The sequence below is a fragment of the Pantoea sp. M_10 genome (assembly GCF_008631515.1).
In the GTDB taxonomy this organism is placed as follows: Bacteria; Pseudomonadota; Gammaproteobacteria; order Enterobacterales; family Enterobacteriaceae; genus Pantoea; species Pantoea anthophila.
In genome coordinates, this window is sequence record NZ_VWUL01000007.1 from 183,994 (window position 1) to 197,481 (window position 13,488).

Here is a 13,488-nt window from a genome sequence, read left to right on the forward strand (position 1 = left end):
CCGGCGCGGCAGGAGGACTGCCGCGCCCGTTCCGTCAGCGTTGCGGGCCCGCTTTTACCAGCGCCGCACCGGCTGCGTTATCGGTGTACTTATCGAAGTTATCAATAAAGCGCTGCGCCAGACCTTCGGCGGCGGCGGTCCACTTCTCTTCACTCTCCCAGCTGCGACGCGGATCGAGCGTCTCACTGTCCAGCTCACCCAGTGTCACCGGCATCTGCAGATTGAAGATCGGCAGGGTTTCTACCGGCGCATTATCCAGTTCACCCGCCAGGATCGCGTTGATGATGGCACGGGTATTTTTCAGCGAGATGCGCTTGCCGCTGCCGTTCCAGCCGGTATTGACCAGATACGCCTGCGCACCGGACGCCTCCATCCGCTTCACCAGCACTTCGGCATACTGCGTCGGGTGCAGCGTCAGGAATGCGGCACCAAAACAGGCAGAGAAGGTCGGTGTTGGCTCAGTCACGCCACGCTCGGTTCCGGCCAGTTTGGCGGTAAAACCGGACAGGAAATGATACTGCGTCTGCTCCGGCGTCAGACGGGAAACCGGTGGCAGCACCCCAAACGCATCGGCGGTCAGGAAAATCACCTTCTTCGCATGGCCCGCTTTTGAGACCGGCTGCACGATGTTGTCGATGTGATTGATCGGGTAAGAGACGCGGGTGTTTTCGGTTTTGCTGCCGTCGGCGTAATCCACGCTGCCATCTTCGCGTACCACCACATTCTCCAGCAGCGCATTACGGCGAATGGCGCGGTAGATCTCCGGCTCAGCCTGCTCTGAGAGGTTGATGGTTTTGGCGTAGCAGCCGCCCTCGAAGTTAAACACGCCGTCATCGTCCCAGCCATGTTCATCATCGCCAATCAGCTGGCGATCAGGATCGGTCGAGAGGGTGGTTTTCCCGGTGCCCGACAGGCCAAAGAAGACCGCCACGTCGCCCGCTTTGCCAACGTTAGCAGAGCAGTGCATCGAAGCGATGCCTTTCAGCGGCAGCAGGTAGTTCATGATGGCGAACAGACCTTTCTTCATCTCGCCGCCGTACCAGGTGCCGCCAATCAGCTGCATGCGTTCCGTCAGGTTGAAGGCGACAAAGTTCTCAGAGTGCAGACCCTGCGCCTGCCAGTCCGGGTTGGTGCATTTCGCGCCGTTCATCACCACAAAATCGGGCGTGAAGTCGGCCAGCTCAGCGTCGGTCGGCTGGATGAACATATTTTTGACGAAGTGGGCCTGCCAGGCCACTTCGGTGACGAAACGCACGCTCAGACGGGAGTCAGCATTGGCACCGCAGAAGGCATCCACGACAAACAGGCGCTTGCCGGAGAGCTGCCGGGTGACGCAGCTTTTCAGCGCGTTCCAGGTCTCCTGCGACAGGGGCTGGTTGTCATTTTTGCCGGTGCCCTGGTCGTTCCACCACAGGGTATCGCGCGTGGTGTCGTCACGCACAATGTACTTATCCTTTGGCGATCGCCCGGTGAAAATCCCGGTGTCTACTGCAATCGCACCGCTCTGCGTCAGGGTGCCACGTGCAAAACCTTCGAGGTCCGGGCGCGTCTCTTCCTGAAAGAGCGTGTCGTAATCAGGGTTGTAAACCACTTCCGTGGTATCCACGATGCCCAAAGCGGCAAGGTCTTGCGAGGTCAGGCCGTTAACGCGCATTTTACTGCTCCTTAAATCGGTGTCTGTTCTGCAAAGCAGAGATAGGTTGGGATCGTACGGCCGGCTGTTGCACTGATGCGACGACGCACTGAAAAGTCACAGCGCGTCGTCACCTCAGCCTGCAGGCACAACCAGGCTTATCAGGGCTTCTGCCTCTGCCTTCCGGGCGGCTGCACGATCGCGCGCAGTTTACTCTTCTGCGTTGAGGGAAAAAGGGCAGCGATCTAAAAATGCGACTCAGGGCGCGTTAAGGCTATGTTTCGAACGTTTTAAAGATGTTATGAAAGTAAAAAAAGATAATTTGTCTGAGAAATTATGGGGATAGGAGGGGGAGAGGAAAACGGGGCGGCAGACGCCGCCCGGTGAATCAGTGCAGACGCTCGTCATTCCCGTGAGAATGGCTGCGAATCGCCGCGATATCGACTGCGTCAAACACGTAGTCTGAACCACAGTAATCGCAGTGCATGTCAATTTTGCCATCTTCCGCGATGATCTCATCCACCTCTTCCTTCGGCAGCGTGGTCAGCACTTCACCACAGCGTTCACGCGAACAGGTGCATTTGTAGATGACCGGCTGCGGATCATAGAGGGTGACCTCTTCCTGATGGTAGAGACGCCACAGCACCTCATTGGCCGGCAGGGTGATCAGCTCGTCGGTCTTGATGGTTTCCGTCAGGGTCGCCAGGTGGTCGAACGCCTCTTTCTCTGTCTCCTGTGCCGGCAGAACCTGCAGCAGGATACCGGCGGCACCCTGGTCGCTGGTGCGGATAAACAGCCGCGTAGGCAGCTGCTCAGAACGCATGAAGTAATCTTCCAGGCATTCCGCCAGCGTTTCACCTTCCAGTCCCACCACGCCCTGATAGCGTTCACCTTTTTCAGGGGAGATGGTGATCACCAGGTAGCCGTTGCCCACCATGCTTTTCAGGGTGCTGTCGGCCGGGATGTCGCCTTTAATGCGCGCCACGCCACGCAGCTCCTGATTGTTGTTGCCGTTGATCACCGCCAGAGAGAGCGGACCGTCACCCTGCAGCTGCACGGTAATTTCACCGTCAAACTTCAGCGTGGCGGTCAGCAGGCTGGTGGCGACCAGCATCTCACCCAGCAGCGTCTTAACCGGAGCCGGATAGTCGTGGTTCTTCACGGTTTCACGCCAGGTGTCGGAGACGTTCACCAGCTCGCCGCGCACAGCGGCATTTTCAAACAGATAACGGTGCAGTTGATCCTGGACTGACATATTTTTTCTCTCACTGGAACGGGGCGATGGCGCGTCCGCGAAGACGGCATTACTCATCGCCCGATAATTTAAACTTCATCAAATCGCGACGCTCTTTTTTGTCAGGTCGCCGATCGGGATGGGGCATAGTCAGCGCATTCAGTTTGCGTGCCTGCGCCATTTTTTCGCGTTTCTCGATACTGGCATCGGTTTCGCGGTAGAGCTGCTGTGCCTCGCTGGCGGGGCGGCGCTGAGCGCTGATATTCGCCACCACCACGGTACGTTCATCGTTGCCCTGACGCACGGTCAGTTCCGCATTCAGCTCGACGATCTTGCCGGGTTTACTGCGCTGACCGTTGTAGTGCACTTTGCCGCCTTCAATCATCTCCCGCGCAATCGCCCGGGTTTTGTAAAAGCGCGCCGCCCACAGCCATTTGTCGAGGCGAACCTCTTCGCTGCTTTTCTCTTTCATTGCTGCTCCTGACTCAGATCAGCGTCCGGTAGTCGCCGGTGGCGCGGTGACGCTGAAAGATTTGCTCAGGACGACCCGAATCGGGATTTTTTACGCCTAAGCACCAGCCGATGCCCCATGACGCCGCAGCATCCAGAATCACTTCGCTGTCGTCGATAAACAGCGTGCGCGGCGCAGAAAAGCCGGTGTGCTGTTGTACCGCCTGCCACAGACGCGGGTCTTCTTTCGGATACCCAAAGGTATGGGTAGAAAGTAATAAATCAAGGTGTGGCGCTAAACCTGTCTGCGCCAGTTTGACGTCGAGATTATAGGGATGCGCGTTGGTCAGCAGGATGGTGCGCTTGCCAGCGCGACGCAGCGCCTGCAAAAAGGGCAGGGTATCGTCACGCAGTGCGACCCGGCTGCGCATCGCCCAGGTCATGGCACGGATGTCCAGCCCCAGCGCCTCTGCCCAGTAATCCAGACAATACCAGTTTAGCGTATGGGCGACGGCCTGATACTTTTCCGTGATGATCCGGTCAGCGTCAGCCAGGGTGATACCGCGCTGCTGGCTGAGCACCGCGGGCACATGCTCCAGCCAGAAATGACGATCAAACGCCAGATCCAGCAGCGTGCCATCCATGTCGAGCAGCACGGTGTCAATTTCAGACCAGTTGAGCATCGTGGCTCTCACCCTGTAAAAAAACCGGGCGACAGGGTAGCACAGAAGGGCAGGGCTCAGAATATCGAGCGCACGCTCTGCAAAGTGCTGAGGTTATGGTTGAAACACTTGTCGTAATAGAGCTGGATGTCGATCATGCGCTGGCGATTACGGTGCATGCGGCGCAGGGCCAGCAGTCCGTTGATCACGCCGCAGGCCAGCAGCACCATCAGCAGCAGTACGGTGCCGAGATAGCGCCACTGCGCCATGGCATCGGGTTCATTGTGCAGCGCGATGTGACGCGTGCCGTTGGCATCGGTGGTGATGCTGGTGATGATGCCGCTGGCGCTGAAAGGCGTATGCAGCAGCATGGCGGAGATGCGCTGCAGCTCATGCCACTGAGCGGGCGGATCGAGATCGAACAGTGACACGGCAGGCTGAGGCTGACTGACCAGCTGGCGACCCTCGTCACTGACGATCAGGAATCCTCCCGGCGGCGGGCTATTGAGGTTTTCAGCCGCACGGCGGGTTTCACGGAAAAAGAAGGTCGAGGTGGCGGTATTCACCAGGTTCTCCAGCGCTTCCGCACTGACCGGTCGCAGCAGCACGTTCATGCCGTTTAGCTGGCCGGAGTCGGCGCGGCGCATCAGCGCCTCCCAGTCTTTGGCGTTGCCCAGGTTTACCAGCGCGTTTTTCAGGCGCACGCAATCCTGCGGCTGATTACAGAGATCCTGGGTCTTCATGACCAGATCGGAGAAGTCATCCAGCAGAATCATCCCGGACTTCTGGATCGCTGACGCCAGCTGCGGGTTCAGTTTGGGATCGGTATTGGTTTCCGGGTGCAGCTGCCGGGTCGTGGTATCCAGCAGGGCGGCGGCTTTATCAATAATGTCAGATTGCGGCTGCGGCAACGGCTTCGCGTTATTCCAGTAGATGGCCGAGCAGTCGAACGGCATAAAGGCGTAACTCCGGTTGCTCTGGTAGTTATCCGGCACTGAACACATGCCGGTACCGCTCACCTTCAGGCTGTCGCCAATATTCAGGGCCACGCTGCTGAGTTTATCGACGCTGTTGACCTCCAGGCTGTCGGTGCCTCTGGCCCAGGCGAGACTGAGCTTAATCGGCATCCCGAGCGGAATCCAGGTGACCAGCAGGGTCAGCACCAGCAGCGAGCCGCAGGCCAGCACCACATTTTTCCGCCAGCGCTGAATCGGGAAATTTTTGACCTCATCCTGCAGGGATAAAAAGCGGCCCTGACGCACCACCTGACGATTAAGGTAGATCTCCACATCGGTCACCTGACCGAGGTCGTGCGCGACATAGGGCTGCCAGTGCGCCGGATAGGCGAGATCGATAATTCCCAGCGTGATGTTGCTCTGCTCCTGGTTCGATTCGCTGAACAGGCCCCAGCGCTTCGGCGCGCCGCGCAGGCAGTGGATGTCACGCAGGCCGCGCTCACCCGGAATGCGATAGAGCAGCCACAGGCTGGCTGCGATCATTCCCGCACCGGCCAGCACCAGCCAGATCATCAGAGTCGTGGGCACCAGCAGGCTGAAGAAGAACAGTAAGAAGGCAAGCGAGATGATCACCCCTTCACGCGTGCCGTCTGGCCGCGACAGGCGATACTCTTCCGGGGTCTCTTTACGCACCTGCAGCAGTTCAACGTTTTCCGTTTCTGCTTTGCGGATCGAGGCGTTGGTCGACACCGGACGCATCAGCGTCGGCAGGGACTGCTGATCCACCGCGTAATCCACCAGCGAATGGCCGTTGAGCGAAATCACCAGCGGAATGGATTGGGTGCGGATTAACTCGACGTAGTTTTCGTCGGTGATGTACTGCTCCCACAGCGGCGGCAGATGAACTTCGACTTCATCCAGATAGTAACGCCATTTATGGGGATCGTCCGTTGAGAGGCCGTAGCGGGTAATGGCGCGGGTCACCGGATAGACGTTGTTGCTCTGCGCGGTCAGAGTCAGGCGTTCAGACGCGCTGCGCTTGTCGGTCGTCACGGCGGTGCGGGGCTGTTTTGCCAGTGCGGCGACATATTTGTCTACCGCCTCGCGCTCCTGAGGGGAAAGCTTACGGCAGGGCGGACTGATAAATGGCAGCGGTTTCGCCAACGGCGGACGATGCCGCATAGCGTACCAGAACCCAATACCTGCCAGGATTGAACAGGTCAGCACTATGGCCAGGATCATAAAGATTGTGCTCATGCTCTGCTCAATTCAGCCAAAATGCTGCCTTCACTTTAAACGTACGCTCCGGGGATGCTCACTTCTGAAGAGGCATTCCGGAAGATTATATAATCCTGAGGAGTCAGACACCCGATTAAATAGTGCCAAGGAATATCTGATTAGCATTTATTAAACCCTGCCTTGTCCGAATGGTAACCGGCTCAGACTGGATTAAATATCGGTATTATCTGAAACTTATCGCAGCATATTGACTAATGCAAATTTAGTCTTAACTGATAACCAAAGGCTGTTATTCAATTGCCGGAATCTATGTAACGATATCGTTATGGTGAGACTGTCGCACAATTGCCTGGGGTTAGGTATGCTAATTCGTTCCTGATAGCCGGCGCAGAAACTTTTGAGGCTGATATGAAAATTCCAAAAAAACCTGACATCCTCAATATCACCGCCGTGGCGCGTTCGCGGCTGTTTACCGTTGAATCGGTCGATCTCGCCTTCAGTAATGGGGCGCGTCGCGTCTATGAGCGGATGAAGCCGTCAGAACGTGAAGCGGTCATGATTGTGCCCATTATTGATGACCATCTGATCCTGATTCAGGAGTATGCCGTCGGACTGGAAACCTATGAACTCGGGTTTCCCAAAGGGCTGATCGATGCGGGCGAAACCGTGAATGAGGCGGCGGTGCGTGAACTGAAAGAAGAGGTCGGTTTTGGGGCTGAGCACCTCACGCCGCTGGGCAAGCTCACGATGGCCCCCTCCTACTTTTCCAGCAAAATGAACATCGTGGTGGCAGAAGGCCTCTATCCCGATAAGCTGGAAGGTGACGAGCCGGAGCCGCTGATTGTTCACCGCTGGCCGCTGAGCGATATGCTGTCGCTGCTGGAGGAACCCGATTTTCGCGAGGCACGCAACGTCAGTGCGCTCTTTATGGCGCGCGAATGGCTGGTGAAGCAGGGGCGTCTGCGCTACTGAATAAAAAAGGCCGACTGATGTCGGCCTTTTAACAGGTTAAGTGTGCGGGTCACATCAGAACAGCTCGTGACTCTCGCCGTTGTCCATAATGGTGGTGCCCACATCATGAACGGAATACTCGGTCGGCTGGGTGCCGTTGATGAAGTACTCCTGACGCGTATTGCCTCCGCCATTTGCCAGCTTGCCGGTGCTGCGGTCAATCGTGACTGTGACCACGCCATCCGGCGGCGTTAACGGCTGCACCGGTACCCCCTCCAGCGCACTCTTCATATATTCATCCCATGCCGGTTGCGCACTCTTAGCGCCGCCCTCATAGCCTGAAATCTGATCGGGAATCGCGCCGGAAAGGGTGCTGCGGCCTAAATTGCGGCGCGCATCATCGAAACCGATCCAGACGGAGGTCACGACGCCAGGGCCATAACCCGAGAACCAGGCATCTTTCGAGCTGTTCGTGGTACCGGTTTTCCCGCCAATATCATTACGCTTCAGATCACGCCCGGCACGCCAGCCGGTTCCCATCCAGCCCGGTTCACCGAAGATGTTGCTGTTCAGTGCGCTCCTGATGAGGAAGCTGAGCGGGGTGTTGATAACATGCGGGGCATATTGCTGTTCGCCCTGCTGTGCCTGGGCCGGAACCTGCTCCAGTGCAGGCTGTGGCACCGCCTGGTTCTGATTGCTGTCTGACGCGGCCACGTTCTCAACGCTCTCTTCGTTCAGCGCCAGCGCTTTCTTCGTTTCGCCGTAGATCACCGGCAGATTGCACTGCGGACAGGCGATCTTCGGTTTCTCTTCAAAGACAATGCCGCCCTGTTCATTCTCAATCCGGGTGATGAAGTACGGGTCAATCAGGAAGCCGCCATTCGCCATCACGGAGTAGCCGCGCACCACCTGTAACGGGGTGAACGAGGCCGCCCCCAGGGCCAGCGACTCGGTGTGAATAATGTTCTGCGCCGGGAATCCAAAGCGCTGCAGATACTCTGCGGCATAATCCACGCCCATGGCGCGCATCGCACGCACCATCACCACGTTTTTCGACTGGCCAAGTCCCTGACGCAGGCGAATCGGCCCATCGTAGGTGGGCGGTGAGTTTTTCGGACGCCAGTCGGCACCCGCACCGGCATCCCAGCGTGAAATCGGCACATCGTTCAGGATCGACGCCAGCGTCAGTCCGCGATCCATCGCGGCGGTGTAGAGGAACGGCTTGATGTTAGAGCCGACCTGGCGCAGTGCCTGGGTTGCACGGTTAAACATGCTCTGGTTAAAGGCGAAGCCGCCTACCAGCGCCCGCACCGCACCGTCATTCGGATCCAGTGAGACCAGCGCCGAGTTCACATCCGGGACCTGGCCCAGCCACCACGCATCACCCACTTTGCGCACCCAGATCTGCTGGCCTGGCTGCAGCACCTGCGTCACGCTTTTCGGCGTCGGGCCCTGCACGGTGTCAGACTTATAAGGACGCGCCCAGCGCACACCCGCTAAGGCCAGCGACACATTGCTGCCATCTTTCATCATCACGGTTGCTTCATCACTGCGTGCTTCCGTGACCACCGCCGGATAGAGCGGGCCATAGACCGGCAACGCACTCAGCGCTTTCTCGATCTTAGTCTGATCCCAGGCGGGCTCGCCCACTCGCCACAGCACGCTGGTCGGACCGCGATAGCCATGACGCATATCGTAGGCGATGACGTTGTTACGCACCGAAGTCTGAGCCGCTTCCTGCAGGCGACGGGTCACGGTGGTGTAAACCTTATAGCCGTCGGTGTAGGCGTTGTCGCCGTAGCGCTTCACCATCTCCTGGCGCACCATCTCGCTGAGATAAGGGGCAGAGAAGGCGATTTCCGGGCCATGATACTTCGCCACCAGCGGCGTATTGCGTGCCTCATCATACTGCTGCTGCGTGATGTAGTGCTGATCCAGCATACGCGCCAGCACCACATTGCGACGCGACAGGGCGCGGCTCGGCGAGTAGAGCGGGTTAAAGGTGGACGGCGCTTTCGGCAGACCGGCAATCATCGCCATTTCACTCAGCGACAGCTGGTCAACCGGCTTACCAAAATAGACCTGCGAAGCAGCACCGATGCCGTAAGCCCGGTAGCCGAGGTAGATCTTATTCAGGTAGAGCTCAAGAATTTCATCCTTATTGAGTAACTGCTCAATGCGGATTGCCAGAAACGCTTCCTTTATTTTACGCATCAGGGTGCGTTCCGGACTCAGGAAGAAGTTACGGGCCAGCTGCTGAGTGATGGTACTTGCCCCCTGGGAGGCGTGACCGGAGACCAGCGCAATGCTGGCCGCACGGAAAATCCCCACCGGGTCCACACCGTGGTGCTCATAAAAACGGCTGTCTTCGGTTGCAATAAACGCTTTCACCATCACAGGTGGCACTTGCTGCAGGGTCAAAGGAATACGGCGCATTTCGCCATACTGGGCGATCAGATCGCCATCGGCGCTGTAAACCTGCATAGGGGTTTGCAGACGCACATCTTTCAGCGTGTTGACGTCAGGCAGCTGTGGCTCGATGTACTTGTACAAGCCATAAATCGAGCCAGCTCCCAACAGGATGCAACACACTGTAAGGATCAATAAATACTTTACGAACTTCACCTGGAGTTTCCCATCTATTGTCGTTTGAGCAGTTTATAAACAACCGCGCGGTAGTATAAAGGCAAGCCAGACGCTTTGATATGTCCATTTTCCCGGACGATAAGGAGATCGCGCGCATGGCTTTTCATACCTGGCAAATCGGGCTGGATATTCAGAACAGGCAGATGTGTGGCCTGGCCCTCCAGCGTCGTCGTGATGGCTGGCAGCTACGCCACTGGTGGCTGCAACGGCTGCCGCAAGATACGTTAAGAAACGGCGTGCTGCAATCTTCGCCTGAATTACAGGCGGTCCTGACAGCCTGGCGTCAGCAGTTGCCGCGCCGTTACTCGCTGAGGGTCGGGTTCCCCGCCCGGCTGGTGCTGCAGCGGCCGCTTCCGCTGCCCGCACAGTCACTCAGAGAGCCTGCGCTGGGGCACTACGTGCAGGTGGCCGCGCGTCGTCTCTTTCCGCTGGAGCCTGACACGCTGGCGCTGGACTATCACGAGGAGGCCGGGAGCCGTCAGCTCTGCGTCACGGCGGCCCGGCGGGAGAGTGTTGACCAGTGGATGACGCCCCTGTTACAGGCGGGATTCAGGCCGCAGGTGCTGGAACTGACCACCGACGCGCTGAAGCGGCTGGCCCGGCAGGCGCGGCTGCCGCGCGGCACGGTGCTGGTGCTGCAGCAGGAGGGGCGCTGGCTCTGGAGTGATGCGCAGACCGCAGCGGAGTGTGACGACGCCACCACGCTGGACGCACTGAAACAGCAGGCCTTTCCCCAGGCAACGGCCATCGCCTGGTGTGCCGCCACGCCAGCCGCGCTGCCCGCTGACGCTGTCGCGTTTTCCCCTTTAGATCTGCTTCGTTATCAGCAGCCCCCGTTGCCCGCGAATCCGGGAGCCTTTGCACTGGCGACCGGGCTGGCGCTGACCAGCGGAGATGAGCCGGCGTGGCGGTAAATCTGCTGCCGTGGCGGCAGCAACGGCGGCAACGGCAGCGACGGCAGAGCCTGCTGGTGCTGGCACTGGTGATGGGCGGTCTGCTGCTGCTGGTGATGCAGCAGGCGTACCGGATCCATGAGGCGCGCCAGCGGATAGCGCAGGAGAGCAGGATGCAGCAGCAGGCGCTGGAGACACTGGCTGCGCGTTTAGCGCAGCAAAAGCAGCTGCTGGAACAGCTCGCGCTTCTGCAAAAACAGCAGGCGAAGCAGCGTGACAAGGCTGCGCAGCTGGCCGGGTGGCAACAGTTCTGGCGCGATCTGCCCGGCATGCTGCCCGATACCGCCTGGCTGATCCGGCTGGAGAAGCATGATAACCGCCTGATTCTGGAGGGGCAGGCGCAGGATATGGCAGCAATCCGGCAGTTTCGCCAGCAGCTCGCTACCGCCGCCCTGTTAGGTCAGGTGCAGCAGGGTGGGGTCCGGCGTCAGGCGGATGGCCGCTACCATTTTTCGCTACGGGCGCAGATAGCCGGGGGACGCGATGATTGATCGCTGGTGTCAGATGGCGGCTGTTCCGCGCTACGGCCTGCTGCTCCTTCTCGCGTCGGGTCTGCTTTTGCTTATCTGGCTGCCGGGCTTACGGCCTCAGCAGCAGGCACTGGCCGCTGAACGGGCGGCGCTGTCACAGTTAACCCGAACTCTGCAGCAGCGCCAGCAGCAGTGGCGTCAGCATCCCGCCATCGCGCAGCTGCAGGCGCAGCGGGAGGCGATGCAGCTCGCTCTGACTCGCGCAGCCGCATCGGAGGGGGCTATCGACGATATTCTGGCGGGCCGCCCTCACCAGCTGGAGGCGTGGCAGCCGGATGGCCCCGCCCGCCTGCTGACGCTGCATCTGCCCTGGCAGGCGTTCCGGACACTCTTTGCTGAATTTGCCCAGGCCTCTGCGCCATTGCCTGTGCATTTCCTGCTGCTGGCGCAGCCGCACGACCTGGAGGCGCAACTCTGGCTGGAGCCAGCCGATGCGCCATAGCCTGCTGATTCTGCTGTTGTGCTGGGGTGATGTGCTGGCACGCGATCCCTTCCGGCCTGTTGCCGGTTCCCTGTGTCAGGCGGCGGTAGCCCCGCTCACCGGCTGGCGTCTGCAGGGGATTGCCGGGCGGGAAACCCGCTATCAGGCCTGGCTGCTTACCCCGCAGGGAGAGCGCGTCACGGTGGGCAGCGATAAGCCTTTTCCGCTGACGCCCTGGCAACTGGTGGCGATCACCTCCCGCAGCCTCACGCTTGCCGTGCCAGCGAGCTGTCACGCTCAGCGAACCACATTTTATTTAAAAGGATATGCGCATGTTAAGGATAGCGACCCTGCTCCTCATCAGCAGCCTGCGGCCGGTTTACGCCGCTGACGAGGCGCCGCTCAGCCTCGCTTTTGACCACGCACCGGTAGAGCAGATTCTGCAGGCGCTGGCTGACTATCAGCAGGTCAATCTGCTGATCGCGCCTGAGGTTGAGGGGGTGCTATCGATGCGGCTGGATAACCTGCCATGGCGTCAGGCGCTGGCGCTGGTGGCGCGGATGGCAAAACTGACGGTTATTGAGCAGGATAATGTTCTGCTGGTCTATCCGCTGCGCTGGCAGCAGGCACAGGACGCGGCCCGGGAGGCGGAGCGGCAGGCGCAGTTACAGCAGACGCCTTTGCAACAGCGCACGGTCACACTCCGTTATGCCAGCGCCAGCGATGTTCATGCCAGCCTGCTGAGTGAACGCCAGTCACTGATGACGCCGCGTGGCAGCGTGACGGTGGATAAACGCACCAACGCGCTGCTTCTGCGCGATACCGCCGCGGCACTGAAAGAGACGGCGCGCTGGATTCAGGGGCTGGATCGGCCACTGGAGCAGATTGAACTCTCTGCCCATATCGTCACCATCAGTGAGGAGCACCTGCAGGAGCTGGGGGTGCAGTGGGGCATGCTGGCGGGAGATGCAGCAGTGACAGAGAGCCTGCATCATCCCCGGCTCGCTGTTCCGCTGGCGGTAAGTTCACCTGGTATCAGTGCAGGGATGGCGCTGGCGCGTATCGGCGGCGCCCTGCTGGATCTGGAGCTGAGCGCTCTGGAGCAGGAGAACCAGATTGAGATCATCGCCAGTCCGCGCCTCTTCACCTCGCACCAGCAGACCGCCTCGATTAAGCAGGGCACTGAAATTCCCTATGAAGTGTCGGCAGGCAACAGCGGCGCCACCTCGATTGAGTTTAAAGAAGCGGTGCTGGGCATGGAGGTGACGCCCACTATCGCCGGAAACGGCCGCATCCGGCTGAAAATCCATATCAGTCAGAATATGCCCGGGCGCAGCATCCGGACCGGTGACAGCGACATCTTATCCATCGATAAACAGGAAATAGAGACCCAGGTCACGGTCAGCGACGGACAAACGCTGGCCTTAGGCGGCATCTTTCAGCAGCAGCGAAACCGGGGAGAGAACAGGGTGCCGCTGCTGGGAAAGGTGCCGCTGATTGGCGGACTGTTTCGCCAGCAATCGGCGCAGCGCAAAAAAAGAGAGCTGGTTATCTTTATTACGCCGCGATTGGTCAGGGAAGCAGCGCTTACGACGGGATAAAACGGAAAATGAGGCCCTCGGGGTCATCTGCGTTGACGCAGAAGAGGAATTAGCTTACAAGGTTTAGCGATTTTCAATACGGTGTAACCGTCTGAACCGGATAAATCCCGGTTAACAGATCAGACAACTCCTCTGTAAGCAGCGTGGTAAAAGACGCAGCGCTGGCGCGTTACAGTTTCGCGAACACAGGCCAATTCAGAAATGGATGTGCT

General features: G+C 59.1%; 12 protein-coding genes. 6 read left to right on the forward strand and 6 right to left on the reverse strand.

Going from position 1 to position 13,488, the window contains the following annotated elements; genetic code table 11:
• Positions 1-34: 34 nt before the first annotated feature.
• The 5 genes from pckA to F3I47_RS18265 form a co-directional block, all read right to left on the reverse strand.
• Complete coding sequence (pckA, locus tag F3I47_RS18245; RefSeq protein ID WP_111207882.1) at positions 35-1,654, reverse strand: phosphoenolpyruvate carboxykinase (ATP); 1,620 nt, start codon at positions 1,652-1,654, stop codon at positions 35-37.
• A 367-nt stretch (positions 1,655-2,021) separates the two neighbouring features.
• A complete protein-coding gene (hslO, locus tag F3I47_RS18250; RefSeq protein WP_009087701.1) occupies positions 2,022-2,888 on the reverse strand; it encodes an Hsp33 family molecular chaperone HslO in 867 nt (288 codons plus the stop codon).
• Between the two features lie 49 nt (positions 2,889-2,937).
• Positions 2,938-3,339, reverse strand: coding sequence for a ribosome-associated heat shock protein Hsp15 (gene hslR / locus F3I47_RS18255; protein ID WP_009087700.1), 402 nt, complete (start codon positions 3,337-3,339; stop codon positions 2,938-2,940).
• 13 nt (positions 3,340-3,352) lie between these two features.
• Entirely contained in the window at positions 3,353-4,000 is a 648-nt protein-coding gene (gene yrfG / locus F3I47_RS18260) for a GMP/IMP nucleotidase (protein ID WP_150030087.1), read from the reverse strand.
• A gap of 56 nt (positions 4,001-4,056) precedes the next feature.
• Positions 4,057-6,192, reverse strand: a complete 2,136-nt coding sequence (locus F3I47_RS18265) for an intracellular growth attenuator family protein (protein WP_009087696.1) — start codon at positions 6,190-6,192, stop codon at positions 4,057-4,059.
• A 390-nt stretch (positions 6,193-6,582) separates the two neighbouring features.
• Between F3I47_RS18265 and nudE the strand changes: the two genes are divergently transcribed.
• Entirely contained in the window at positions 6,583-7,146 is a 564-nt protein-coding gene (gene nudE, locus F3I47_RS18270) for an ADP compounds hydrolase NudE (protein ID WP_046100723.1), read from the forward strand.
• A gap of 54 nt (positions 7,147-7,200) precedes the next feature.
• Here the strand turns inward: nudE and mrcA are convergent, their stop codons facing one another.
• A complete protein-coding gene (mrcA, locus tag F3I47_RS18275) occupies positions 7,201-9,750 on the reverse strand; it encodes a peptidoglycan glycosyltransferase/peptidoglycan DD-transpeptidase MrcA (protein WP_009087693.1) in 2,550 nt (849 codons plus the stop codon).
• 116 nt (positions 9,751-9,866) lie between these two features.
• On the opposite strand from mrcA, the gene pilM reads away from it, so the two are divergent.
• Genes pilM through hofQ form a run of 5 tightly spaced genes read left to right on the forward strand, consistent with a single transcriptional unit; the run spans position 9,867 to position 13,276 of the window.
• Positions 9,867-10,685 (forward strand): type IV pilus biogenesis protein PilM, encoded by an 819-nt coding sequence (pilM, locus tag F3I47_RS18280; protein ID WP_150030086.1) that lies wholly within the window; start codon positions 9,867-9,869, stop codon positions 10,683-10,685.
• A complete protein-coding gene (locus tag F3I47_RS18285) occupies positions 10,676-11,215 on the forward strand; it encodes a PilN domain-containing protein (RefSeq protein WP_150030085.1) in 540 nt (179 codons plus the stop codon). The genes pilM and F3I47_RS18285 overlap by 10 nt, the downstream gene beginning before the upstream one ends.
• Positions 11,208-11,696 carry a hypothetical protein gene (locus F3I47_RS18290; protein ID WP_150030084.1) on the forward strand — a complete coding sequence of 163 codons (489 nt, stop codon included), beginning with the start codon at positions 11,208-11,210 and terminating at the stop codon, positions 11,694-11,696. The genes F3I47_RS18285 and F3I47_RS18290 overlap by 8 nt, the downstream gene beginning before the upstream one ends.
• Positions 11,686-12,066: a HofP DNA utilization family protein gene (locus F3I47_RS18295; RefSeq protein ID WP_046100719.1), complete on the forward strand. Its 381-nt coding sequence runs from the start codon at positions 11,686-11,688 to the stop codon at positions 12,064-12,066. The genes F3I47_RS18290 and F3I47_RS18295 overlap by 11 nt, the downstream gene beginning before the upstream one ends.
• A complete protein-coding gene (gene hofQ, locus F3I47_RS18300) occupies positions 12,008-13,276 on the forward strand; it encodes a DNA uptake porin HofQ (protein ID WP_150030083.1) in 1,269 nt (422 codons plus the stop codon). Before F3I47_RS18295 ends, hofQ begins: the two co-directional genes overlap by 59 nt.
• The last annotated feature ends 212 nt before the right edge of the window (positions 13,277-13,488 follow it).

Excerpts from the sequence above, each read along its gene's own strand:
- hslR (WP_009087700.1), bottom strand. The coding sequence starts at position 3,339 with ATGAAAGAGAAAAGCAGCGAAGAGGTTCGCCTCGACAAATGGCTGTGG.
- pckA (WP_111207882.1), bottom strand. The coding sequence starts at position 1,654 with ATGCGCGTTAACGGCCTGACCTCGCAAGACCTTGCCGCTTTGGGCATC.
- F3I47_RS18265 (WP_009087696.1), bottom strand. The coding sequence starts at position 6,192 with ATGAGCACAATCTTTATGATCCTGGCCATAGTGCTGACCTGTTCAATC.
- hslO (WP_009087701.1), bottom strand. The coding sequence starts at position 2,888 with ATGTCAGTCCAGGATCAACTGCACCGTTATCTGTTTGAAAATGCCGCT.
- F3I47_RS18290 (WP_150030084.1), top strand. The coding sequence starts at position 11,208 with ATGATTGATCGCTGGTGTCAGATGGCGGCTGTTCCGCGCTACGGCCTG.
- F3I47_RS18295 (WP_046100719.1), top strand. The coding sequence starts at position 11,686 with ATGCGCCATAGCCTGCTGATTCTGCTGTTGTGCTGGGGTGATGTGCTG.
- yrfG (WP_150030087.1), bottom strand. The coding sequence starts at position 4,000 with ATGCTCAACTGGTCTGAAATTGACACCGTGCTGCTCGACATGGATGGC.
- pilM (WP_150030086.1), top strand. The coding sequence starts at position 9,867 with ATGGCTTTTCATACCTGGCAAATCGGGCTGGATATTCAGAACAGGCAG.
- hofQ (WP_150030083.1), top strand. The coding sequence starts at position 12,008 with ATGTTAAGGATAGCGACCCTGCTCCTCATCAGCAGCCTGCGGCCGGTT.
- nudE (WP_046100723.1), top strand. The coding sequence starts at position 6,583 with ATGAAAATTCCAAAAAAACCTGACATCCTCAATATCACCGCCGTGGCG.